This is a genomic window from Vreelandella sp. 162(4c) (assembly GCF_058152265.1).
Genome location: NZ_CM176981.1, coordinates 1,005,467 through 1,026,949, shown reverse-complemented (window position 1 = coordinate 1,026,949; position 21,483 = coordinate 1,005,467). Strand labels below are relative to the sequence as shown.

At 55.7% G+C, this 21,483-nt stretch carries 21 protein-coding genes; 5 read left to right on the top strand and 16 right to left on the bottom strand.

Annotated features, from left to right (window positions below; genetic code table 11):
- Positions 1 to 34: 34 nt before the first annotated feature.
- Genes AC4EYZ_RS04605 through AC4EYZ_RS04595 form a run of 3 tightly spaced genes read right to left on the bottom strand, consistent with a single transcriptional unit; the run spans position 35 to position 3,392 of the window.
- A complete protein-coding gene (locus tag AC4EYZ_RS04605) occupies positions 35 to 835 on the bottom strand; it encodes an ABC transporter permease (RefSeq protein WP_490204146.1) in 801 nt (266 codons plus the stop codon).
- Positions 832 to 1,812: an ABC transporter permease gene (locus AC4EYZ_RS04600; RefSeq protein WP_490204145.1), complete on the bottom strand. Its 981-nt coding sequence runs from the start codon at positions 1,810 to 1,812 to the stop codon at positions 832 to 834. Before AC4EYZ_RS04600 ends, AC4EYZ_RS04605 begins: the two co-directional genes overlap by 4 nt.
- Positions 1,803 to 3,392, bottom strand: a complete 1,590-nt coding sequence (locus AC4EYZ_RS04595) for an ABC transporter substrate-binding protein (protein ID WP_490204144.1) — start codon at positions 3,390 to 3,392, stop codon at positions 1,803 to 1,805. Before AC4EYZ_RS04595 ends, AC4EYZ_RS04600 begins: the two co-directional genes overlap by 10 nt.
- A gap of 107 nt (positions 3,393 to 3,499) precedes the next feature.
- Here AC4EYZ_RS04595 and nikR point away from each other — a divergent pair, with 107 nt between their 5' ends.
- A complete protein-coding gene (gene nikR / locus AC4EYZ_RS04590) occupies positions 3,500 to 3,913 on the top strand; it encodes a nickel-responsive transcriptional regulator NikR (RefSeq protein WP_233973686.1) in 414 nt (137 codons plus the stop codon).
- A 57-nt stretch (positions 3,914 to 3,970) separates the two neighbouring features.
- Here the strand turns inward: nikR and AC4EYZ_RS04585 are convergent, their stop codons facing one another.
- Positions 3,971 to 4,453 (bottom strand): FKBP-type peptidyl-prolyl cis-trans isomerase, encoded by a 483-nt coding sequence (locus AC4EYZ_RS04585; protein ID WP_022520436.1) that lies wholly within the window; start codon positions 4,451 to 4,453, stop codon positions 3,971 to 3,973.
- 176 nt (positions 4,454 to 4,629) lie between these two features.
- Between AC4EYZ_RS04585 and AC4EYZ_RS04580 the strand changes: the two genes are divergently transcribed.
- Positions 4,630 to 4,911, top strand: coding sequence for a hypothetical protein (locus AC4EYZ_RS04580; RefSeq protein ID WP_027959688.1), 282 nt, complete (start codon positions 4,630 to 4,632; stop codon positions 4,909 to 4,911).
- An 86-nt stretch (positions 4,912 to 4,997) separates the two neighbouring features.
- On the opposite strand, the gene AC4EYZ_RS04575 is transcribed toward AC4EYZ_RS04580, so the two are convergent.
- The 9 genes from AC4EYZ_RS04575 to AC4EYZ_RS04535 all read right to left on the bottom strand — a co-directional run bounded on the left by AC4EYZ_RS04575 (position 4,998) and on the right by AC4EYZ_RS04535 (position 13,914).
- Complete coding sequence (locus AC4EYZ_RS04575) at positions 4,998 to 5,468, bottom strand: outer membrane lipoprotein (RefSeq protein ID WP_022520434.1); 471 nt, start codon at positions 5,466 to 5,468, stop codon at positions 4,998 to 5,000.
- Between the two features lie 318 nt (positions 5,469 to 5,786).
- Complete coding sequence (locus tag AC4EYZ_RS04570; RefSeq protein ID WP_022520433.1) at positions 5,787 to 7,385, bottom strand: isocitrate lyase; 1,599 nt, start codon at positions 7,383 to 7,385, stop codon at positions 5,787 to 5,789.
- 400 nt (positions 7,386 to 7,785) lie between these two features.
- Positions 7,786 to 8,211, bottom strand: coding sequence for a GNAT family N-acetyltransferase (locus tag AC4EYZ_RS04565; protein WP_490204143.1), 426 nt, complete (start codon positions 8,209 to 8,211; stop codon positions 7,786 to 7,788).
- Entirely contained in the window at positions 8,211 to 9,401 is a 1,191-nt protein-coding gene (locus tag AC4EYZ_RS04560) for a cupin domain-containing protein (RefSeq protein ID WP_022520430.1), read from the bottom strand. Before AC4EYZ_RS04560 ends, AC4EYZ_RS04565 begins: the two co-directional genes overlap by 1 nt.
- 63 nt (positions 9,402 to 9,464) lie before the next feature.
- The gene (gene purB / locus AC4EYZ_RS04555) at positions 9,465 to 10,850 is read right to left on the bottom strand and encodes an adenylosuccinate lyase (RefSeq protein ID WP_041157877.1); all 1,386 of its coding nucleotides are present in this window, start codon (positions 10,848 to 10,850) and stop codon (positions 9,465 to 9,467) included.
- A gap of 83 nt (positions 10,851 to 10,933) precedes the next feature.
- Entirely contained in the window at positions 10,934 to 11,572 is a 639-nt protein-coding gene (gene hflD, locus AC4EYZ_RS04550) for a high frequency lysogenization protein HflD (protein ID WP_039860134.1), read from the bottom strand.
- The gene (mnmA, locus tag AC4EYZ_RS04545) at positions 11,569 to 12,756 is read right to left on the bottom strand and encodes a tRNA 2-thiouridine(34) synthase MnmA (protein WP_141439641.1); all 1,188 of its coding nucleotides are present in this window, start codon (positions 12,754 to 12,756) and stop codon (positions 11,569 to 11,571) included. Before mnmA ends, hflD begins: the two co-directional genes overlap by 4 nt.
- 82 nt (positions 12,757 to 12,838) lie before the next feature.
- The gene (locus AC4EYZ_RS04540; RefSeq protein ID WP_039860137.1) at positions 12,839 to 13,279 is read right to left on the bottom strand and encodes an NUDIX hydrolase; all 441 of its coding nucleotides are present in this window, start codon (positions 13,277 to 13,279) and stop codon (positions 12,839 to 12,841) included.
- Complete coding sequence (locus AC4EYZ_RS04535; RefSeq protein ID WP_490204142.1) at positions 13,279 to 13,914, bottom strand: pseudouridine synthase; 636 nt, start codon at positions 13,912 to 13,914, stop codon at positions 13,279 to 13,281. Before AC4EYZ_RS04535 ends, AC4EYZ_RS04540 begins: the two co-directional genes overlap by 1 nt.
- Positions 13,915 to 14,089: 175 nt before the next feature.
- Between AC4EYZ_RS04535 and AC4EYZ_RS04530 the strand changes: the two genes are divergently transcribed.
- The 3 genes from AC4EYZ_RS04530 to clpA all read left to right on the top strand — a co-directional run bounded on the left by AC4EYZ_RS04530 (position 14,090) and on the right by clpA (position 19,387).
- Positions 14,090 to 16,324: an NADP-dependent isocitrate dehydrogenase gene (locus tag AC4EYZ_RS04530; protein ID WP_490204141.1), complete on the top strand. Its 2,235-nt coding sequence runs from the start codon at positions 14,090 to 14,092 to the stop codon at positions 16,322 to 16,324.
- Between the two features lie 338 nt (positions 16,325 to 16,662).
- The gene (gene clpS, locus AC4EYZ_RS04525; RefSeq protein WP_035538640.1) at positions 16,663 to 16,971 is read left to right on the top strand and encodes an ATP-dependent Clp protease adapter ClpS; all 309 of its coding nucleotides are present in this window, start codon (positions 16,663 to 16,665) and stop codon (positions 16,969 to 16,971) included.
- 139 nt (positions 16,972 to 17,110) lie between these two features.
- On the top strand, positions 17,111 to 19,387 hold the full coding sequence (gene clpA, locus AC4EYZ_RS04520; protein ID WP_022520422.1) for an ATP-dependent Clp protease ATP-binding subunit ClpA: 2,277 nt from the start codon (positions 17,111 to 17,113) through the stop codon (positions 19,385 to 19,387).
- Positions 19,388 to 19,578: 191 nt separating this feature from the next.
- Here clpA and infA read toward each other — a convergent pair whose 3' ends face one another.
- From infA to aat, 3 genes are all read right to left on the bottom strand, one after another.
- Entirely contained in the window at positions 19,579 to 19,797 is a 219-nt protein-coding gene (gene infA, locus AC4EYZ_RS04515; RefSeq protein ID WP_007111068.1) for a translation initiation factor IF-1, read from the bottom strand.
- A 131-nt stretch (positions 19,798 to 19,928) separates the two neighbouring features.
- Positions 19,929 to 20,663 (bottom strand): arginyltransferase, encoded by a 735-nt coding sequence (locus tag AC4EYZ_RS04510; RefSeq protein ID WP_022520421.1) that lies wholly within the window; start codon positions 20,661 to 20,663, stop codon positions 19,929 to 19,931.
- A 63-nt stretch (positions 20,664 to 20,726) separates the two neighbouring features.
- Positions 20,727 to 21,473 carry a leucyl/phenylalanyl-tRNA--protein transferase gene (gene aat, locus AC4EYZ_RS04505; protein ID WP_141439638.1) on the bottom strand — a complete coding sequence of 249 codons (747 nt, stop codon included), beginning with the start codon at positions 21,471 to 21,473 and terminating at the stop codon, positions 20,727 to 20,729.
- Positions 21,474 to 21,483: the final 10 nt, after the last annotated feature.

The following is a 21,483-nucleotide window of genomic DNA, read 5'->3' as shown; positions in this document are numbered from 1 at the left end:
TCAATAGTTTTACAGCCAATTTTTCTGAAAAGCGCTAAAGTGCACGGCGTAGGTGGCTTGAGAGGCGCTCGAAACCCAGCACCATCAGTAACAGCCCCAAGCCGGGAAATACTCCCAGCCACCAGTAACCGCCGCTTAAGTAGCGCATGGCGTCGGCCAGTAACACGCCAATAGCGGGCTGACTGGGGCTTAAACCAAAGCCCAAAAAGGTCAATGCGGCTTCGTGGAGAATTGCGTGGGGAAACAGCAGTAACGCGCCGACCAGGCAATGGGGAATAAGATGGGGGAGCAGGTGGCCGTGGAGCACAAACCAGCGCGATTTACCTAGAGCGCGGGAGATGCGCACATAGGGCGCCTGCCGCAATTGCCACAGCTCGGCACGCAGCACCCGGGCTAGGCTTGGCCAGTGAGTCACCGCAACGGCAATAATCACTGCCTGGGTACCGCCACCCAGGGCAAAAGCGATCAGCATTAATAAAATCAAATGAGGCACGCTAAGCAGCGTATCAATCAGCAAACTAACCAGTGCGTCCAGCCGCGCTGACAGCGTGGCTATCGCTGCCAGGCTCAAGGCAATCAGCGTGCTCAGTAGCGCCGCCAAGCAGCCCACCCAGAAGCTTAGTGCCAGCCCCGCCAGAGTGCGCGCCCAGAGTTCAAGGCCCAGCGCGTCGGTGCCCAACCAGTGGTCAACGCTGGGCGGTGCCAGGCGGGCGTCAAACTGCATCTGTTGCGGTGAATCACCCAGCAGCCACTGGCTAGCGACTAGTCCCATGACCAGCAGGGCAGTGACACCCAGGCTGAAGGCGGCACGAAGGCGCGGTTGAGCCTGACTCATAAACCACTTGCCTTAATGCGCGGGTCAATAACGCCATACAGGCTATCGGCGATCATATTGCCGACGCTGACAAACAGGGCGGTAAAGAGTGCGATGCCCAGCAGCAGTGGGACGTCACTGCGCAGGCCCGCCGCCACTGTGGCTTGACCTAAGCCGGGGTAGGCAAATACCTGCTCGATTAAAATGGAGCCGCCAAACAGTTCGCCCAGTGAGGCAAACGCTAGCGTAATCGCCGGTACACTGGCATGGCGAAGACCGTGACGCCAAGCCACATCAAGACGGCTGGCGCCCTGAGCAAAGGCGTGAGTAGCAACGTCTGAGCGCATTAGCTCAAGCATGCGGGTGCGGGTGTGCAGGGTGATACTGGCGATGCCCAGCAGTGCCAGGGTAGCCACTGGCAGCAGTAAATGGTGCAACCGTGTGGCGAGGGTGACTTCCTGGTTTAACGCCCCGGCGGGGCCTGCGCAGCAGGTGGGTGTCCATCCCAGGGTTACCGAAAATAGCAGCACCGCAAGTATCGCCAGCCAAAAGGCGGGCGTGGAGGCGGTAATAAAGGCGTAGGTGCTGATGATGTTATCCAGCTTGGAGCCCTCTTTGGCACCCGCCACAACCCCGAGGCTAAACCCCACCAGCGCAGAGAGCAGCCAGGCACTGCCGAGTAGCGCAATGGAGCGCTGAAAGCGCTGAGCGATTACCTCACTGACCGGCTGGTTGTATACGTGGCTCCAGCCTAAGTCACCACTGACTAACTGGCGCAGCCAGTGGCCAAATTGAACGGCAGCTGACTCATCAAACCCCCAGCGTTGGGCAATCAGTGCGCGCTGCTCTGGGCTCACTTGGGCCATTTGTGGGCCTAGGTAGGCATCAACGGGGTCAATGGGGGAGACCATCATAAGCCCATACGACACCAGGGCGACGCAGATTAATACCAGCGCCAGGCGAGCCATGCGCTTGGCGATAGGCGCAATTAGTCGCACGTCCAGCGCCACTCAAGCAGGTTGGCGGTGATCGGCCAGCCATGGCCGTGGGGCGCTACACCTAGATCTCCGACATCTAAGCAGGTATTGGTAAAATAGACATGCTCAAGATTGACCAGCCAGGCCCAGCTACTATCGCCGCGTACTCCGTAGCCGGTGGTGCCGTCCCACTGCGCTGCCTGCCACTCGCGGTTGGCTTGCTCAAGGCTAGACGCCGCCTGGGCGGCGTCCAAGTGGGCATCCACCTTTGGATTAGCGTAGAAACCGCTGTTGTAGAAACCGTTGCCCGCATGCTGACTGTGGAAGAGGTAGTAAACTTCCTGGGAGCTATGGCTGCCAAAGCCGAACATAATGGCATCCTGGTGCAGCGCTTCGCGCTGGATTTCGTCCCAGTGGCGGCCGGTGGGTTGTATCTCAATTCCCAGTGGACGCACCATCTCAGCACTGACTTCCGCAAGCAGCTGTCGGGTGGTATCGCTGGAGGGGTAGGTAAGTCGAAAGCTAGCGGGCAGGCCATCTTTATAGCGCAGGCCATCATCGCGTAGCTGCCAGCCTGCGGCGTCGAGTATCTCCTCCGCCCGGTCAAGGTCGGGAGCGGTAAGGCGCTCATCGCTATCGCTCCAGGGGAGGCCGTCCGCCGGGCCAAAGGCGGGGCGCCCATAACCGTGCAGTGCCACTTCCACCAGCGTATCGCGGTCAACCGCAAGGTTGATCGCCTGACGTATAGCAATATCTGCCGTCACATTGTTACCAACCGGCGCGCCGGAGGCGGCGTGTTCGCCATTAGCAAGCTGCATGGGAAAAAGAATGCCGCGATTATCGACACTCTCCATAATCACCCGCTGCATATGTGCTGGCACATTGGCCGCCAGTGCCGGGGGAACCGAGGCGATATCCACTTGGCCGGCATGGGCGGCACTTAGCGTGGCGTCTTCACCGGTAAAGAGAAATACCAGCCGTTCAAAAGCAGGCGTAGGGCCGTAGAAGTAAGGATTACGCTCAACAATTAGCTGCTCGCCTTCCTGCCACTCTACCAACTGATAGGGCCCAGACCCCAGGGGATGACGACCATACTGATCACTGTAGCCGTTATTACGCTCGGCGCGGGGCACAATGCCCAGTGTCAGCAACTGGTCGATAAAGGTAATGCGCGGGGCCTTCAGGCGGAGCGAAACAGTGTACTTATCAAGTGCGGTTGCTTCAGCCAGGGCGCTAAGATCCGCTCGCCCGCCCGCCTGGGCTGCCGCATTAAAAGTATAAGCCACATCTTCAGCGGTCAGCGGCGTGCCGTCGGCAAAGCGGGCGTCCTCGCGGAGTGTGAGTGTCCAGGTCAGGCGGTCTTCAGAAAGCCGCCACTCAGTGGCCAGCTCTGGCTGCGGCGCAAGATCCTTGCCCCGTGAAAGTAGCGTCGACTGAAACAGTGGATTGCCATACTGCCCCCAGCCCAGCAGTGGGTCGAAACCCTGTTCGGGTTCGCCGCCAATGGCAAGTACCAGCTGTTCTTTTGCCTGCGCAGTGGAGGCTACGACTAAACAACTTAGCGCAATACCCAGTAAGATGGGCCGAGTTGGTTTAGTCATCGCTTTATCCTTTATGCTGTTAGCGTCACTAGTATGATGTTTTTACAATAACATCATACTACCGGTGGTGGCAGCGCATGCAAAGTTAATCAGTACAGGGGGCGTGAATGCAGCGTGTAACGGTAACGCTTGATGAGGAGCTGGTGGCAGAAGTGGATGCGTTGATGCGCGAGCGCGGTTATCAAAACCGCTCAGAGGCGATTCGCGATTTGACCCGCAGCGGCTTAAAACAGGCGAGAGAAGAGGCTGCACCTGACTCGCCCTGCATGGGCGCGCTGGTGTATGTCTATGATCATGCCGCTCGGGAGCTGTCCAAGCGTTTAACGCGTCACTCCCATGACCATCATGACCTGACGCTTTCGACTCTGCATGTACATATCAACCATGACAGTTGCCTGGAAGTGGCGTTGCTCAAAGGTCAGGGGCGGGCGCTCAAGCAGTTTGCCGCTGAAGTTACTTCGTCGCGCAGCGTTCGTCACGGCCAGTTGGTGCTAATACCTGACGGAGAACCTTCTTTTTAAGCATAAAAAAGGGCAACCCGATAGGGTCGCCCTTTTTGCAGCGGTTACGCGAGCGTCTTAGTGCTCAACGCCGCCTTCGCCGTGCACGTGGCCGTGCTCAACTTCTTCAGCACTTGCTTCACGTACTTCAGCGATCTCAACATCAAAGTTGAGCTGCTGGCCGGCCAGCGGGTGGTTGCCATCGACAACGACCGTATCGCCTTCGACTTTCTTAACGGTCACCATCAGAGGGCCGCCTTGAGTCTGGGCTTGGAACTGCATACCCGGCTCAATGCTTTCAACGCCTTGGAACGCATCGCGGGGTACTTCTTGCATCAGCTGCTCTTGCAGCTCGCCATAACCCTCTTCAGGGGATACGGCAACGTTCAGCTTCTCGCCTGCTGCACGACCTTCCAGCTCTTTTTCAAGACCCGGAATAATGTTACCAGCGCCGTGGAGGTAGGTAAGCGGCTCACGGCCTTCGGAACTGTCTAGCACTTCACCTGCATCGTTGGTCAGGGTGTAGTGAAACGCGACAACCGAGTTTTGCGCAATTTGCATGGAATAACCTTTCGGTGAGTGCATGTCCCAATATGGTAACGCGTGTGCGCCGGCTTGTCAGGGGGTAGCGACGCTTTTTCCTACTCACCACTTTCGGCGGTATTGCGCGTCAGGGTGACCAGGGATACCCTACAACCATCATTTTTTCCTTTGCCCTATCACTTTTGGAGCATGTAATGACGATCTTGATTATTTGGCTTATCGCTTTTTGCCTGATTGCTTATTTTGTCTATCAGCGCTGGAATAGCGGCGTTAGCGAGGGGTTAGATAAGGTGTTGCCCGGTTTTTTGAAAAGCCATGGCGACAATCGCTATCTATGGGTGATTACGCTGGCAGTGTTGGGGGCCACCACCCTGGTGCAGCCGGTTGAAATGCTGCTGGTCGTCATCCTGCTTGCCCTGATTGGCTGGGCAATCATGGCGCTGGCTAAATGGGCTGGGAATAAAACCCATCACTAAGCTGTTCGCGATAAAATAAAAAGCCCGGTCCTCTCATTTGATGGCCGGGCTTTTTTGATACTTAAGCGCTAGATTAACGCTCTCGATTAATAGGGGGCCACGCTCATGTTGGCGCCATTGCCAATCAAACGCACACGCTGGCCGGCTTGGAACTGGCGATCCGCACGCTGAACGACAACCACGTCGGTACCGTCATCGCGACGAATTTCCATCTCCAGCGCATTAACGCGGTTAGTCGCATCTTCAGCGGCCGTACCTGCCACAGCGCCGCCCAGGGCGCCTGCCACAGTCGCCAACTGACGACCAGAGCCACCGCCGACTTGGCTACCCAGAAGACCGCCGATAACCGCGCCACCGCCGCTACCTAAAAGGCCGCCGGCACGGCTTTCCGCTTGGATCTGCACCGGGCGAACCGCCACGATAGTGCCGTAAGTAACACTTTGACCGGTTTTGGCTTGGCTGCCGCGATAGACATCACCAGAGTAGCCAGACGTATTGGCACAGCCTGCCAGCGTGAGAATGCTCAGTGCTACAACAGGTAGAAGAAGACGTTTCATTAAAACCTCCAGAGTGTCTATTTTTATAGCTGTCATCCATTGGCCTGTTATCCATATAGCGCTCATAACTGGGCAGGCACAGAGTAGATGCAGTTATAGAACAGTGTTCGTTAAAGATAGCCGATGCTAACGGCTTTGACCAGCGTTCATGAAAAAAGATCAAAGTTGGTAGAGCAGTCGCCAAAAAAAGCTTAACCAAGAGTTTAACAGCGTATTAAGAAAACAGTGTGCAAATACGTATAACCAAGCAAAAACAGGAGACCCGAAGGCCTCCTGTTGAAGGGGGACATAGTGAACTATGGTGTTGAAACCTGCTAATTAGCCAAACTGGTTCATGGTGTTGTCTTTGCCACCGGCTTTGAGCGCGGCATCGCCGTGGAAGAACTCTTTATGGTCATCACCGATATTGGAGCCTGCCATATCCTGGTGGCGAACGGTTGCAATCCCTTGGCGAATTTCCTGACGCTGTACGCCTTTCACGTAAGCCAGCATCCCTTCATCGCCGAAGTAGCCTTTCGCTAAGTTGTCGGTGGACAGGGCAGCCGTGTGGTAAGTTGGCAGCGTGATCAGGTGGTGGAAGATGCCCGCTTCGCGAGACGAGTCGCGCTGGAAATTGCGTGTCCACTCATCGGCCAGCTGGCCAAGCTCGGTATCGTCGTACTCTGCGCTCATCAGCTTGTCACGCTGGTAAGCGGAAACGTCTTTACCCTCTTCCTGCCATGCATCGAACACCTGCTGGCGGAAGTTGAGCGTCCAGTTGAACGACGGAGAGTTGTTATAGACCAGTTTGGCATCCGGCACGACCTGGCGAATGCGGTTGACCATGCTGGCGATCTGGCCAACGTGGGGCTTCTCGGTTTCGATCCACAGTAGGTCGGCGCCGTTTTGCAGGCTGGTGATGCAGTCAAGAATCACGCGATCTTCACCAGTGCCGGGTTTAAACTGGTAGAGGCCTGAAGCGAGACGCTTGGGTTTCACCAGCTTGCCGTTCTGCTTGATGACTACGTCGCCGTTGTTAATGTCGGCGGCATTTTCGATCACATCGCCGTCCAAGAAGCTGTTGTACTGATCGCCTAGGTCACCGGGTTCATTGGTGACGGCAATTTTCTGGGTCAAGCCCGCGCCGAGTGAGTCGGTACGCGCAACGATAACGCCATCTTCAATGCCGAGTTCCAAAAAGGCGTAACGTACGGCGTTGATTTTGGCCAGGAAGTCCTCGTGGGGCACAGTAACTTTACCGTCCTGGTGACCACACTGCTTCTCATCAGAGACCTGGTTTTCCAACTGGATGCAGCAGGCGCCCGCTTGAATAAACTTCTTGGCTAACAGGTAGGTGGCTTCTGCATTACCAAAGCCAGCGTCGATATCAGCAATAATCGGTACGATATGAGTTTCGTAGTTATCGATTTTACCGATCAGTTCCTGCTCTTTTGATTTGTCGCCAGCCTCTTTGGCTTCATCAAGGGCGCGGAACAAGTGGTTAAGCTCCCAGGCATCGGCTTGTTTTAGAAAGGTATAGAGCTCTTCGATCAGGTTCGCGACGGAGGTTTTTTCGTGCATCGACTGGTCGGGCAGCGGGCCGAACTCGGAGCGTAGCGCGGCAACCATCCAGCCGGAAAGGTAGAGGTAGCTACGTTTGGTGGTGCCAAAGTGCTTCTTGATCGAGATTAGCTTCTGTTGACCAATGAAGCCGTGCCAGCAACCTAGCGACTGGGTGTACTGGGCGGTATCGGCATCATAGGCGGCCATATCTTCGCGCATGATCTTGGCGGTGTAACGCGCAATATCCAGGCCAGTGTGAAAGCGGTTCTGTGCACGCATGCGAGCGGCATACTCAGGTTTGATGGTTTCCCACTTGCCGCCTTGAGCCTCGCGTAGTTGGGCCATGGCTTTGATATCGTCGAGCAGTCCTGTCATGAGCTTATCCTCTTCGGGCTGGATAGTGTTTCGCAAATCAGCTTTTGCTTATGCTGCACCTGCGAAGTTGTATTTAGCATTATTGATTTTCGTGATTGTGTCTCTAGGTCAATCGTCTCTCATGCAAACGTCTTGAAAGCTGGAAGCAGTAACGCTAGAGACCTCAGCTACAGCGTTGAGCTTGATGGATTGACCCAATCCGCTTAACGCTGCAATGCAATAACTATCCACGAGGATGGCGCCTTCAACAATTGACACTTGGGGGCAGAGGCCGTTGTAACCCGACGACAGGGAGGTAGAGGAAGGGAGGGTTTGTGTAGTCGTTTTTCGTCAAGATGGCGGCAAGAGCGCATAAAAAAGCACTGCCGAGGCAGTGCTAGAGATCAATCAAGAGGGCTTGTTAATCGAGCGAAAGCGTCATTTCTCGATGAGGGATGCCTGCATCCAGAAACTCATTGCCATGGGCGATAAAGCCTAGACGCTCATAGAACGCCAGTGCGTGTACCTGGGCACTCAGGGCCACTTGGGAGTGGCCCGCATGGCGTGCCGCTTCAATCGCGGCCTGCATCAGCAGTACACCAATACCGGTGCCGCGGGCATTAGCGAGTACGGCGACGCGGCCTATATGCCCGTCGGGCAGCAGTCGTGCGGTGCCTACCGGCTGCTGATCAAGCATGGCGAGAAAGTGCTGGCACGCCGGATCCAGGCCATCCCACTCCTCATCCTGGGGCACGCTCTGCTCTTCAATAAATACCTTGCGGCGGATCTCGCTGGCCGTTGGGCCCAGCGTTTCCCAACTGCCAGTGCTAATGTGGGTAATCGCCATTAATACTCCTCGTCATCATCACCTTCATCACTCATAAAGCCGAGGCTGCCGGTATTGACCAACTGGGTGATGAGCGCAGTTGCGCCGTCAAGCTCAAGGTCTTCGGCGTAGAGAGGGGTGGTGTCGGCTAGGCGTTTGGCTAATTCAGTTGAACAGGCGTGGCCGTCACCATCCACAAATAGCGTGGTACCGCTGGCATCGCGACGCCAGGCAAAGCGTGAGCCAGGCATATGGTAGAGCGGCTCCCCCTCTTGTAGTTGAGCAACAAGCGCCTCTTCGTCCAACGGTGTTTCAAGCGGTACCACTTGATCGACATATTTTGGCTGAGTCATCACCCGGCCAAACCACTGGGCAATCTGAGTAGGGTTATCCAGCGTCGACATAATCAGCTGACGCATACGCTCAACGGCTGCGTCGTCCAGTTCACCGACCTGCTGAGCAGGCGCCATGCCCGCATCGCTGTAACGCTGAGAGGCAGGCAACTGCTCACCCAAATAGTCGGCGTAGGAGGTGATCGCCTCATCGGCCGAAGGAGCGCGAAAGCCAACTGAAATGGTCATGCAGTCATCGCTTTGGCTAACGCCGTGATGCGCCCAGCCGGGAGGGAGATAAAGCATGTCGCCGGGGTCAAGCACCCAGTCGGAGTCGGGCTCTACGGTGAATTCTTTCAGGATGCGGAGATCGATACCTTGGATGATCGGCGCATCTTCCGTGAGCTTGCCGCCCAGCTGCCAGCGGCGGTGGCCGCTGGCCTGGAGTAAAAAGACATCGTACTGATCGATGTGCGCACCCACATTTCCGCCAGGAGGTGCGTAGCTGATCATCACGTCATCGAGCCGCCAACGAGGTAGGAAGTCAAACTCATTCATTAGCGCAGCCACCGATGGAACATAGTGGTCAACCGCTTGCACCAGAAGGCTCCAGTTTTTTTCCGGGAGCCGTTCAAAAGTGGCTTCATCGAAGGGGCCGTGGGAGACCTGCCAAGGGCCATCCGGGCCCTCCTCTTCAACCAAACGCGCTTCTACGCCAGGCTCGCAGGCGAGTCCAGCCAGTTCATCGGCTTCAATCGGGCTGATGAAGTCGGGCATGGCGCCACGAATCAGCAGCGGCTTTTGCTGCCAATAATTGGCCAGAAAGTCTGCAGCGGTAAGATCGCCCAGCAGTGTTAGCGGCTTATCGTGATGGTTCATGGCGTGTCCTGGTGTAGTGGTCGCAGCAACGTTGGTCACAGCAAGTTGGTCACAACAAATGGGTTACAGAGAGTTTAGCTGATGTGTCAGTGCTTCGGCTTGCGCCTGGGCATTACCAATATAGTTGGCCGGTGAGAGCGCCTTCAATTCGGTTTTGACCTCGCTGGGCAGTTCAAGGGTATCAATAAACGCCGCAAAGCCTGCTTGGTCAATACGTTTGCCACGAGTCAGTTGCTTGAGTTTTTCATAGGGCTTTTCAATACCGTAACGGCGCATCACCGTTTGAATCGGCTCGGCGAGCACTTCCCAGCTGTTATCCAGATCAGCATCTAAACGCTCAGGGTTGGCTTCAAGCTTGCTGATGCCTTTGAGGCTGGCGTGGTAAGCAATCAACCCATATGCCAAGCCTACGCCAAGGTTACGCAGCACGGTGGAGTCAGTCAGGTCGCGCTGCCAGCGGGAGATCGGCAGCTTTTGCGCAAGGTGGCTAAGCACAGCGTTGGCCAGGCCCAGGTTGCCCTCGGAGTTTTCAAAATCAATCGGGTTAACTTTATGTGGCATGGTCGAGGAGCCAATTTCGCCCTCAACCGTGCGCTGCTTAAAGTAGCCCAGTGAGATATAGCCCCAAACGTCGCGATCGAAGTCGATCAGGATCGTATTGAAGCGGCAAATGGCGTCAAACAGTTCGGCGATATAGTCGTGGGGCTCGATCTGGGTAGTGTAAGGGTTAAAAGTCAGCCCTAAGCCTTCCACAAAGGTGCGGGCATTGGCTTCCCAATCGATCTCCGGGTAGGTGGTCAGGTGGGCGTTATAGTTGCCCACAGCGCCATTGATTTTGCCGAGCACTTCCACCGCTTCGATCTGCTTCAGCTGACGCTTAAGGCGGTACGCCACGTTGGCCATCTCTTTGCCCAGCGTGGTCGGGGTGGCGGTTTGACCGTGAGTACGCGACAGCATCGGCTGGGCGGCGTGGGCAATGGCTAGCTTGGCAATGTCATCGGCAACCTCGTGCATGGTGGGCAGCATGGCGTTCAGGCCGTCGCTGAGCATTACGCCGTAAGAGAGGTTGTTGATATCTTCGCTGGTGCAGGCAAAGTGAATGAACTCGGTCACTGCATGTAGCTCGGCCTGACCTGCGATCTTCTCTTTGAGGAAATACTCCACTGCTTTGACGTCGTGATTGGTGGTGCGCTCGATCTCTTTGATGCGTTCGGCATCCGCGATAGAAAACTCACGAATCAATTGCTCAAGGAACGCGGTAGCCTCAGCAGATAAGCGCGGTACCTCGGTAATCTGAGCATGCTCAGCCAGGCGCTGTAGCCAGCGAACCTCCACAATCACACGGGCGCGAATAAGGCCGAATTCACTGAAGTGTTCGCGCAGGGCGGCGGCTTTAGAGGCGTAGCGGCCGTCGACGGGGGAGAGGGCGGTCAAAGCGGAGAGTTGCATGGCATCGTTTCCAGGAGGTTCGAAAGAAAATTAGTCGAGAGCAAGTTAATTGAAAAGACGTCGATCGAGAACAGAGTAGCCGTCTAGTCGAGGCTATCCAGTGCCCGGCGTAGCGCTTTACGCTGGAATACCAGTTTCCAGCGGCGCCCGCCTTGCTGGTGCCACAATAATCCAAAGCGAATCCCCGCCATTAAGCAAGCGCGTACACGCTCAGGCATCATGCGGCTCTGCAGCAGTGATGGATCCCCTTGCACCACAATGCGGGTTTTAAAGGTGGATATCGTCTCTTGGTACGCTTCCCCAAGACTGGCCACCACGTTTTCATGGGTAGTGCCAAAGTGCTCGGCTTGACCCTGAATGCGGGTTAATTTTTGGCCCAGTGAATCCATCATGTCGTTATTGGTACGCAGCTTATTCATTAGCATCAGCAGCGAAAAACCGTAGCGCAACACCACCGGGTTCGCCTGCTTACGCCCCACCAGGGCTTCTAAGGTATCCAGGCCGCGGCGCAGATTATTGGGGTGCCCGCCATAAATCGCCTCGAAGCTTTCCGGGTTAGTATCCACAGTGGCCTCAATCAGCGTTTCCCAGGCGCGGGTGTCGACCTGCCCGGTGCGAGCCAGCTCATCGACCAGGCTGGCGGCTTGAAAGACGCCAGCAAGGGCAAGTGCTTGGCGGACTGCCGGAGAATCGGGGGCGCGATGAATCGGGGTAGGATTCATGCAGCAGCCTCCGCGGCTTTCTTCCAGGTAGCGCGAATAACGCCGCCGCCCAAGCATATGTCGCCATCGTAAAGCACCAACGACTGGCCAGGGGTGACCGCCCACTGCGGGTCGTCAAACGTGACCTCAACGCCACCGTCGGGCAGCGCGCGCATTTCACAGCTGCAGTCGCTTTGCCGATAGCGCGTCTTGGCGGTAAAGCGCCCCTGCTGAACCGGCGGCTCACCCGCCACCCAATCCATGGCCTCTGTGACCAAGGTATCGGAGTAGAGCAACTGGTCATGCTTACCCTGCACCGCGATCAGTACATTGCGATCAAGATCTTTTGCCGCCACGTACCAGGGGTCTTCGGAGTAGTTGGCAAGCCCGCCAATGCCTAGACCCTGGCGCTGGCCCAGGGTGTAGTACATCAGCCCCATATGTTTGCCGATGACATCGCCATCCGGCGTTTCAATGGTACCGGGCTGGGCGGGCAGGTACTGCTGGAGGAAATCGCGAAACCGGCGCTCGCCGATAAAGCAGATGCCGGTGGAGTCTTTTTTCTTAGCGGTGATCAAATCGTGCTGTTCTGCAAGCGCGCGTACGGCGGGCTTTTCCAGCTCACCTACGGGAAACAGAGTACGGGCAATGGCGGCTTCTGGCACTGCATGCAGGAAGTAGCTTTGATCTTTATTGCTATCCAGGCCTTTCAGCAGGCGCGGGCGAACATCGCCATCGCCTTGGCTAACATGCCCTTTACGAACATAGTGCCCGGTGGCGATTTTGTCGGCTCCGAGCATTTCAGCGTACTCAAGGAAGACCTTAAATTTGATCTCCCGGTTACACAGAATATCCGGGTTGGGCGTGCGGCCCGCTTTGTATTCGGCTAAAAAGTGCTCGAATACATTATCCCAATACTCGGCGGCAAAGTTAGCGGTGTGCAGTTTAATGCCCAGTTTGGCGCAGACCGCCTCGGCGTCGGCGAGATCCTCTTTGGCCGTGCAATATTCGGTTCCGTCGTCTTCATCCCAGTTTTTCATAAACAGGCCTTCGACCTCATAGCCTTGTTGCATGAGGAGAAGGGCCGAAACGGACGAGTCGACGCCGCCGGACATACCGACAATCACTTTGCCATTAGCGGCTGTGGCGGATGACTCAGTGGTGGATGAGCCTGGCGTAGTTGGTTCAGTGGATGACATGGGCATCCTCAGTTGAAGTAGGGTGCAAATAAGCAGTGTGCAGTTGGGCGAGGATTATACACGATGGGGGGTAATGGCTTCGAGTGCTTCACTCGCGAATCACCGACAGGGGATAGCCAGGCCCGCTGAGTGCATCCTCGATACGTTTGAGTACCAGCGGGCTGCGTAGGCGCGCCTGCTGATCTAACGACCGTATTTGCTCAATGGTAAGCCAGTGGGTGGCGAAGATATCCGGGTCGAGGGGAAGGTCGAGTTGATGAAGCGGCGCAGCAATAAAACCGTGGCTGTGAAACGTTTGCCCTTCGTCGGTATGAAATACGTATAAACCCAAATATCCGGTGAGCGATACCTGCCAAGCAGTCTCTTCCACTACTTCGCGTAGAATGGCTGCTATGGGACCTTCGCCGGGTTCAATATGCCCAGCGGGTTGGTTAAACACACTTTGCGGGCCGCCACGCTGCTCTTCTACCATCAAAAAGCGCTCGCCCTGCTGGATGACGCAGGCAGCCGTGCTGCGAATAAGGCTCATCAGGGTTTCCTGCGTTTTGTGGTGGGCCGCCTACGCTGATCTTTTTGCGGAGCTATTCGTCGCTGACTTGGGGGTGTATTCGTCGGTCTGGGCGCGTGTAGGGCTTCTTTGCGCCATTCGCCAGGTGCCAAACCATCCAGCCGCCAGGGGCCGATCGCTACGCGAATCAAGCGCAGGGTGGGGTAGCCGACATGAGCAGTCATACGGCGAACCTGGCGGTTACGGCCTTCGCTTATGGTTAGCTCCAGCCAGCTAGTCGAGGGGTGGCGTTTGGGGTCGATGGGAGGGTGGCGTGGTGCGGTCGTAGGCGGATCTATTCTGTGCGCTTTGGCCGGCTGCGTTGGGCCATCTTTCAGCGCAATGCCTTGGCGCAACGCCTTCAATGCCGTGTCATCGATTTGCCCTTCCACCTGGGCCCAGTAGGTTTTGGGCTGCTTATGGCGCGGATGAGAAATGCGGTGAATCAGCTCGCCATCATCGCTGAGCAGCAGTAGGCCTTCAGAGTCGTAGTCAAGCCGTCCTGCGGGGTAAATATCTTTCACATCGACATACTGTGCAAGGGTTTGCCGCCCCTCACGGTCGGTGAATTGGCTCAGTACCTGGAAAGGCTTATGCAGTAAATAAAGGTTGCTCATGACTTCTCGTTACCCTTTTTACTTTCTATTCACTCTCAGGAATGGGTATGTCGACAATGCGCATGGCGGGCAGCGCTGGTATACTCCGGCTACCTGATGGGGCGCCCATCGTTGAGCTCGCGCTCCGCTCAAGATTTCTTGCCATCGCAGCGAAAAGAGAGAGGTTAACGCAAAAATGACCAAAACGCCGAAGATCATCTATACGCTCACTGACGAAGCGCCCGCGCTCGCGACGCACTCCCTACTGCCGATTATCGATGCCTTTACCGATTCTGCCGGCATTCAGGTAGAGACCCGCGATATTTCCCTGGCCGCTCGCATCATTGCTCAGTTCCCTGACTATCTGAGCGAAGAGCAACGGATCGGCGATCACCTGGCGGAGCTTGGCGAACTGACCAAGACCCCAGAAGCTAATATTATCAAATTGCCCAACATTAGCGCCTCTCTGCCTCAGCTAAAGGCGGTGATTAAAGAGTTGCAGCAGCAGGGTTACAAACTTCCTGACTACCCTGAAGCGCCCCAGAGCGATGAAGAGAAAGACATTCAGGCGCGCTACGACAAGACTAAAGGCAGCGCCGTTAACCCGGTGTTGCGTGAAGGTAACTCGGATCGCCGCGCTCCGCTGTCGGTCAAGAATTACGCTCGCAAATATCCCCACCGCATGGGTGAGTGGAGCAGCGACTCCAAGTCCCATGTGGCGCATATGAGTGAAGGCGATTTCTACGGCAGCGAGAAGTCCGCGCTGATTGAAAAAGCCACCGATCTCAAGATCGAGCTGGTCGCTAACGACGGCAGCACCACGGTGCTCAAGCAGAAAACCTCGGTACTGGAAGGCGAAGTCGTCGACGCTTCGGTCATGAGCCGTAACGCGCTGCGTCGTTTTGTGGCCGACGAAGTCGCTGACGCAAAAGCCAAAGACGTGCTGTTCTCGCTGCACCTTAAAGCGACCATGATGAAGGTCTCTGACCCGATTATGTTCGGTATGGTGGTCAGCGAGTTTTATCAGGACGTGCTGAGTAAGCACGCAGATGACCTCCAGCAGGCGGGCTTCGACCCCAATAACGGTATCGGCGATCTCTATTCGGCCATTAAGTCACTGCCGGAAGAGCGTCAGACCCAGATTGAGGATGAGATTCAAGCACTTTATGCCGAGCGCCCGCGTTTGGCGATGGTGAACTCCCATAAAGGGATCACCAACCTGCACGTGCCCAGCGATGTGATTATCGATGCTTCCATGCCGGCGATGATCCGCGATTCCGGTAAAATGTGGGGCGCCGACGACCAACTGCACGACGTCAAAGCCGTCATTCCTGATCGTTGCTACGCCGGTATCTATCAAACGGTCATCGATGATTGCAAACAGCACGGTGCCTTTGATCCGACGACTATGGGCAGCGTACCCAACGTAGGCTTGATGGCCCAGAAAGCCGAAGAATACGGCTCCCACGATAAGACCTTCCAGATTCCTACCGACGGTACCGTACGCGTCACCGATGCCAGCGGCAATGTAGTGCTTGAGCACAACGTTGAGCAGGGCGACATTTGGCGGATGTGCCAGACCAAGGATGCCCCGGTTCGCGATTGGGTGAAGTTGGCGGTTAATCGTGCCCGCGAAAGCGGAACGCCGGCTATCTTCTGGCTGGACGCCCAGCGCGCCCACGATGCTCAACTGATCAAGAAAGTCGAGAGCTACTTAAAAGAGCACGATACCGCTGGCCTGGATATTCGTATCATGACGCCAGAAGAGGCCATGCGCTTCTCTCTGGAGCGTATCCGCAAGGGCGAAGACACTATCTCCGTCACCGGTAACGTACTGCGCGACTATCTGACTGACCTGTTCCCGATTATGGAGCTCGGCACCAGCGCCAAGATGCTCTCAATCGTACCGTTGATGAATGGCGGTGGCCTGTTTGAGACCGGCGCTGGCGGCTCTGCTCCCAAGCACGTTCAGCAGTTGCTGGAAGAGAACCATCTGCGCTGGGATTCGCTGGGCGAGTTTTTGGCCCTGGCGGCATCCCTTGAACACCTGGGCAGCACCTTCGATAACGCTCGGGCAAAAATGCTGGCTAAAGCGCTCGATCAGGCTAACGGCAAGTTCCTGGATAGCAACAAGTCGCCGTCGCGCAAAGTGGGTGAGCTGGACAATCGCGGCAGCCACTTTTATTTGGCGCTATACTGGGCTGAAGCGTTGGCAGAGCAGAGCGAAGATAGCGAAATGCAGACGCTATTCGGACGCCTAGCTGACGAGCTAACGGCCAAAGAAGCGACCATTGTCGATGAATTGAACAGCGTTCAGGGCCAGCCTGCGGATATTGGTGGCTACTTCCACCCGGATCACGAGCTGACGGCTCAGGTGATGCGTCCCAGCCAGACTCTCAACGAAACGCTTGCCATGGTCGCAAAAGGCTAATAGAGCCCGCCTGTGATTAGGCTGAATGACCCCCGTCCGCTTGGCGGGCGGGGGTTTTGCATTGCACTCGCTATTGCGCGCTGTAATATTTTAAGTTTTCCATGAACCCTTGCTGATCGAAAGCGTCTTACGTTTAGGCTAATAAGCTATAGTAGTTAAGAAATTATAGTAGTTAAGAGGCTACAGTTAAGAAACTACACTAGTGAATTGGCGATGTGAGGTCTGATAAACGCTTCCATCGGTCAGTGTCGAGACAACCAACCGTGCAGCTTATGCCCAACCAAGATAGTTCATACTTGACCGTGTTACCCGTAAAAGCGGGGATGACGCGGCCAGATATGCCCGATGAAGATGGTGATATAGCGGTACAGTCAGCAGAACCGGCGCTGGCGCAACCACCGCTTTATAAGGTGGTGCTTCACAACGACGATTACACGCCGATGGAATTTGTCATTGAAGTGCTGCAAGATTTTTTTAACATGGACAGCGAGACGGCCGTTCAGGTCATGCTCGCCGTACATACCCAAGGAAAGGGCACTTGTGGCGTGTTTACGCGCGATATAGCCGAAACAAAAAGCTATCAGGTAAATGAATATGCCCGTGAGTGTGAGCACCCGTTGATAAGTGATATTGAGGCCGCCAATTAAAAGCGTTGAGAAATAATTGGTGGTGAGGCTTGCAACCGTGCCATTTGTACCCGATGTTGAGAGTGCCGGTCGACTAAATTGATCCGACGCAAGCCCTAGGTGGCGACACGCCCTAGGTAGTAGCGAAAAGGGGACTGCCATGCTGAGCAAAGAACTTGAAATGACCCTGAACACGGCCTTCACCGTGGCGCGTTCAAAGCGCCATGAGTTTATGACCGTTGAGCACCTGCTGCTAGCGTTGCTAGATAATGCCTCAGCGGTAGACGTACTGAAGGCCTGCGGGGCTAACCTCGACAAGCTGCGGTCCGATCTGCAGGATTTTATTAACTCGACTACGCCACTGATTCCAGAAGGCCAGGGTGATCGTGAGACCCAGCCCACGCTTGGTTTTCAGCGTGTTTTACAACGGGCGGTCTTCCACGTTCAGTCATCTGGCAAAAGCGAAGTGTCCGGTGCCAATGTGTTGGTGGCGATCTTTTCCGAGCAGGAGAGTCAGGCGGTATACTTCCTTAAGCAGCAGAACGTTGCGCGGGTCGATGCAGTCAACTACATCGCCCATGGTATCTCCAAAGTGGCCGGTCACGGGCCGTCTCCCTCGCCTTCTTCACCTGAGAGTGAAGACGCGGAGGAGGGTGGCAGTGAGGGCGCTGCGCATCCGCTCACTGGCTACGCTACCAATCTCAATGAACAGGCACGGCTGGGTAAAATTGATCCGCTGATTGGCCGCGACCACGAGCTTGAGCGCGTGGTACAAATTCTGGCCCGTCGGCGCAAAAACAACCCGTTGTTAGTCGGTGAGGCGGGTGTAGGTAAAACCGCCGTGGCCGAAGGCCTTGCCAAGCGTATCGTTGAAGAAGACGTTCCCGATGTTATTGCCGATGCAGTGGTCTACTCGCTGGACATGGGTGCGCTACTGGCCGGTACCAAGTACCGTGGTGATTTTGAAAAGCGCCTCAAAAGCCTGCTGAGCGAACTACGCAAGCAGCCTAACGCTGTGCTATTCATTGATGAGATTCATACGGTGATTGGTGCAGGTGCCGCGTCTGGTGGCGTGATGGATGCGTCCAATCTGCTCAAGCCGCTGCTTTCTTCGGGTGAATTGCGCTGCATTGGTTCGACTACGTTCCAGGAGTTCCGCGGCATCTTTGAGAAAGATCGTGCTCTGGCACGGCGCTTCCAGAAGGTGGATGTGATGGCACCGTCGGTGGAAGACACCATCAAAATCCTCAAAGGGTTGCGTTCACGCTTTGAAGAGCACCACGAACTTAAGTACACCGATGGTGCGCTTGAAAGTGCCGCACGCTTAGCGGATCGCTACATCAATGACCGCTTCCTGCCCGACAAAGCGATTGACGTGATTGACGAGGCAGGGGCTCACCAGCGTCTATTGCCGCCAGAAGTGCGCGCCAAGACGATCGATGTCGAGCAAGTGGAAGCCGTGGTAGCGTCCATTGCACGTATCCCACCGAAGAGTGTTTCAAGCTCCGACCGCAAGCTGCTCGAGAAGCTGGATCGTGACCTGAAGATGCTGGTGTTCGGTCAGGATGAGGCGATTGATAGTCTCTCTGCGGCTATTAAGCTGTCCCGGGCCGGGCTTAAATCTCCCGATAAGCCCGTTGGTAGCTTCCTGTTTGCAGGCCCCACCGGTGTGGGTAAAACCGAAGTGGCCAAACAGCTTGCACATATCATGGGCATTGAACTGGTGCGCTTTGATATGTCTGAGTATATGGAGCGCCATACCGTATCGCGCCTGATTGGTGCGCCTCCGGGCTACGTCGGTTACGACCAGGGTGGTCTGCTGACCGAAGCGGTGACCAAGCAGCCGCACTGCGTGTTGTTGTTGGACGAGATTGAGAAAGCGCACCCGGAAGTCTTTAACCTGCTGCTGCAGGTCATGGATCATGGCCGCTTAACGGACAACAACGGGCGTGAAGCGGACTTCCGTCACGTTATCGTGATTATGACCTCTAACGCTGGTGCGGAGCAGGCGTCGCGTCGCTCCATTGGCTTCCAGCACCAGGATCACTCCACCGATGCCATGGAAGTGATCCGCCGTACCTTCTCACCGGAGTTCCGCAACCGCCTGGACGGTATTATTCAGTTCCACTCGCTGCCGGTCTCGGTGGTGCGCAATGTGGTCGACAAGTTCTTGATCGAGCTACAGGCGCAGTTGGATGAGAAGCGTGTTCAGCTGGATGTAGACGACATGGCGCGTGATTGGCTGGCCGATAAAGGCTACGATCCTGACATGGGTGCACGCCCAATGGCGCGCCTCATACAAGAGAAGCTGAAGAAGCCATTAGCCGAAATGATTCTGTTCGGAGAACTGGCGGATCAGGGCGGTATTGTCCACGTTAGCCTGGAGGAGGGCGAGTTGCACCTTTCCACAGAGACTGAGATGGCAGATGCGCCCTGAAAAGGGCGCTAAGCCGTGCTAAAAGCTATCTTTCTAATACTCATGCTATATGCATAAAAACGCAGCGCCCTGTCATCGACGGGGCGTTGTCGTTTTTAGTGAACCGCCATTGACGCTGATCGGCGCTGTCGTTAAAGGACAGTCTAGCTGGCACAGTTAAAGTCAGCCGAACGCGTTAATGGTGTAACGACTTAGCGCGAGCGGTAAACGATACGGCCTTTAGACAGGTCGTAAGGTGTCAGCTCAACTTTTACCTTGTCGCCGGTCAGAATGCGGATATAGTTTTTGCGCATTTTGCCGGAGATATGAGCGGTAACAACGTGACCGTTTTCCAGCTCAACCCGAAACATGGTATTCGGAAGGGTATCGACGATAACGCCTTCCATTTCAATATGATCTTCGCGTGCCATATAGGCATGTCCTCACTGATGAGTTAGTAATGTCATTATCGGTCAGAATTTGAGTGCCGCTAGGTGGGCGCTCAAGAAACAGCGCTATATTGTGCCGTAAGCCCGTCGTCAAGGCAAAAAAGCTGGCATTTTTAGCGAATCAGCGGCCGCCAATGGCGTCCATCGAGTATTTCCAATGGCGCGAAAGCCTGCTTGTAGCGCATCTTACGGCACTCTTCGATCCAATACCCTAAATAAAGGTGCGGCAGCGCTTTTTCGCGGCTGAGCTCGATGAGCTGAAGAATGGCAAAAGTGCCTAGTGAGCGCTTGTCCAGAGTCTCGCTAACGGCAAAGAAGGTGTAGATTGCCGAGAGCCCATGCTCCAACTGGTCGAATGCAGCCACACCAACCAGCTCTTCGTCGAGGTACATCTCCATCAGGTGAGCATAGGACTCATCAAGGGTAAGGAATGTGCGGTACTGCTCGCGGCTGGGCGGGAACATATCGCCGTCAGCATGGCGCTGACGAATGTAATTCGCGTAAAGCGAGTAGTGAGTAGATGCAAAGTGAGCAGGTACAATGCGGACGTTTATATCGGCATTGCGGCGCCAAATTTTTCGTTGCGTGCGGTTAGCCGCAAACTGGTCAACCGGAATACGCACCGAGCGGCAGGCGTTGCAGCCCTCACAGTGAGGGCGGTAAAGATGGCGCCCACTGCGACGAAACCCTAGCAGCGCCAGCGAGTCATAGACACCTGGAACGGGCGACTCCTGCGGGTCGAGAAACAGCGTTGTCGCTTCCTTGCCGGGTAAATAGCTACAGGCATGCGGCACGGTAAGGAAAAAGCGCAAATCCCGCACCGGCCGACGCGGAGTGTTACTACTCACGGCCTGCCTCCTCGTTGTAAAAAAATGGTTGGAACAGAATAAGTTCGTCACTATGGTTCATCACTACGCATTACCCTCGGTGGCAATCGCCTTAAGCCAGAGCGATGCAGGAACAGTGGGTGTTTCAGTGGGTGACGTGGTAAACGTAAATGCCTTATCGGGTAACCAGTTTTTAAGATAGTTGATGAATGCCTCGCGAGCGACTGTAATAGCGCCCAGGCTTGCCAGATGAGGCGTGTGCATTTGGCAGTCGATGAGTTTTCCGTCATGTTCGCGCATGGCCCTGGCGAGATGGGCCAGCGCTACCTTCGAAGCATCCGGAGCGTGGGAGAACATCGACTCGCCAAAAAACACCGGCCCCATGGCGATGCCATACAGCCCGCCCACCAATTGGCCGTGTTGATGGACTTCGATGCTATGAGCAATGCCTAGAGCGTGCAGCAGCCCGTAGGCCTCGCGCATTTCGTCTGTAATCCAGGTGCCCGCCTCTTCACCACGCGGGGCGGCGCAGGCCTGAATCACCTGATCGAAGTGTTGATCCAGGGTGATATGAAAGCCACCATGGCGTAATCGTTTGGTGAGGCTACGACGCTGCTTAAATTGCTCAGGTAGGAGTATCATGCGCGGGTCTGGACTCCACCACAAAATGGGGTCGTCGTCGCTGAACCAGGGAAATATGCCCTGCCGATAGGCTTCTACCAGCCAAGCGGGCGAGAGCTCCCCTCCGGCGGCCAGCAGGCCATTGGGGGAGGCCAGCGCTTGGGAGGTAGTTGGAAAATTAGGATGTGGCGAGGAAAGCCAAGGTAGCATTACTTGCTCC

Excerpts from the sequence above, each read along its gene's own strand:
- clpS (WP_035538640.1), top strand. The coding sequence starts at position 16,663 with ATGCCCGATGAAGATGGTGATATAGCGGTACAGTCAGCAGAACCGGCG.
- AC4EYZ_RS04595 (WP_490204144.1), bottom strand. The coding sequence starts at position 3,392 with ATGACTAAACCAACTCGGCCCATCTTACTGGGTATTGCGCTAAGTTGT.
- AC4EYZ_RS04575 (WP_022520434.1), bottom strand. The coding sequence starts at position 5,468 with ATGAAACGTCTTCTTCTACCTGTTGTAGCACTGAGCATTCTCACGCTG.
- clpA (WP_022520422.1), top strand. The coding sequence starts at position 17,111 with ATGCTGAGCAAAGAACTTGAAATGACCCTGAACACGGCCTTCACCGTG.
- AC4EYZ_RS04560 (WP_022520430.1), bottom strand. The coding sequence starts at position 9,401 with ATGAACCATCACGATAAGCCGCTAACACTGCTGGGCGATCTTACCGCT.
- AC4EYZ_RS04580 (WP_027959688.1), top strand. The coding sequence starts at position 4,630 with ATGACGATCTTGATTATTTGGCTTATCGCTTTTTGCCTGATTGCTTAT.
- AC4EYZ_RS04565 (WP_490204143.1), bottom strand. The coding sequence starts at position 8,211 with ATGGCGATTACCCACATTAGCACTGGCAGTTGGGAAACGCTGGGCCCA.
- nikR (WP_233973686.1), top strand. The coding sequence starts at position 3,500 with ATGCAGCGTGTAACGGTAACGCTTGATGAGGAGCTGGTGGCAGAAGTG.
- infA (WP_007111068.1), bottom strand. The coding sequence starts at position 19,797 with ATGGCACGCGAAGATCATATTGAAATGGAAGGCGTTATCGTCGATACC.
- aat (WP_141439638.1), bottom strand. The coding sequence starts at position 21,473 with ATGCTACCTTGGCTTTCCTCGCCACATCCTAATTTTCCAACTACCTCC.
- AC4EYZ_RS04585 (WP_022520436.1), bottom strand. The coding sequence starts at position 4,453 with ATGCAAATTGCGCAAAACTCGGTTGTCGCGTTTCACTACACCCTGACC.
- AC4EYZ_RS04540 (WP_039860137.1), bottom strand. The coding sequence starts at position 13,279 with ATGAGCCTTATTCGCAGCACGGCTGCCTGCGTCATCCAGCAGGGCGAG.
- AC4EYZ_RS04570 (WP_022520433.1), bottom strand. The coding sequence starts at position 7,385 with ATGACAGGACTGCTCGACGATATCAAAGCCATGGCCCAACTACGCGAG.
- AC4EYZ_RS04530 (WP_490204141.1), top strand. The coding sequence starts at position 14,090 with ATGACCAAAACGCCGAAGATCATCTATACGCTCACTGACGAAGCGCCC.
- mnmA (WP_141439641.1), bottom strand. The coding sequence starts at position 12,756 with ATGCCCATGTCATCCACTGAACCAACTACGCCAGGCTCATCCACCACT.
- purB (WP_041157877.1), bottom strand. The coding sequence starts at position 10,850 with ATGCAACTCTCCGCTTTGACCGCCCTCTCCCCCGTCGACGGCCGCTAC.
- AC4EYZ_RS04605 (WP_490204146.1), bottom strand. The coding sequence starts at position 835 with ATGAGTCAGGCTCAACCGCGCCTTCGTGCCGCCTTCAGCCTGGGTGTC.
- hflD (WP_039860134.1), bottom strand. The coding sequence starts at position 11,572 with ATGAATCCTACCCCGATTCATCGCGCCCCCGATTCTCCGGCAGTCCGC.
- AC4EYZ_RS04535 (WP_490204142.1), bottom strand. The coding sequence starts at position 13,914 with ATGAGCAACCTTTATTTACTGCATAAGCCTTTCCAGGTACTGAGCCAA.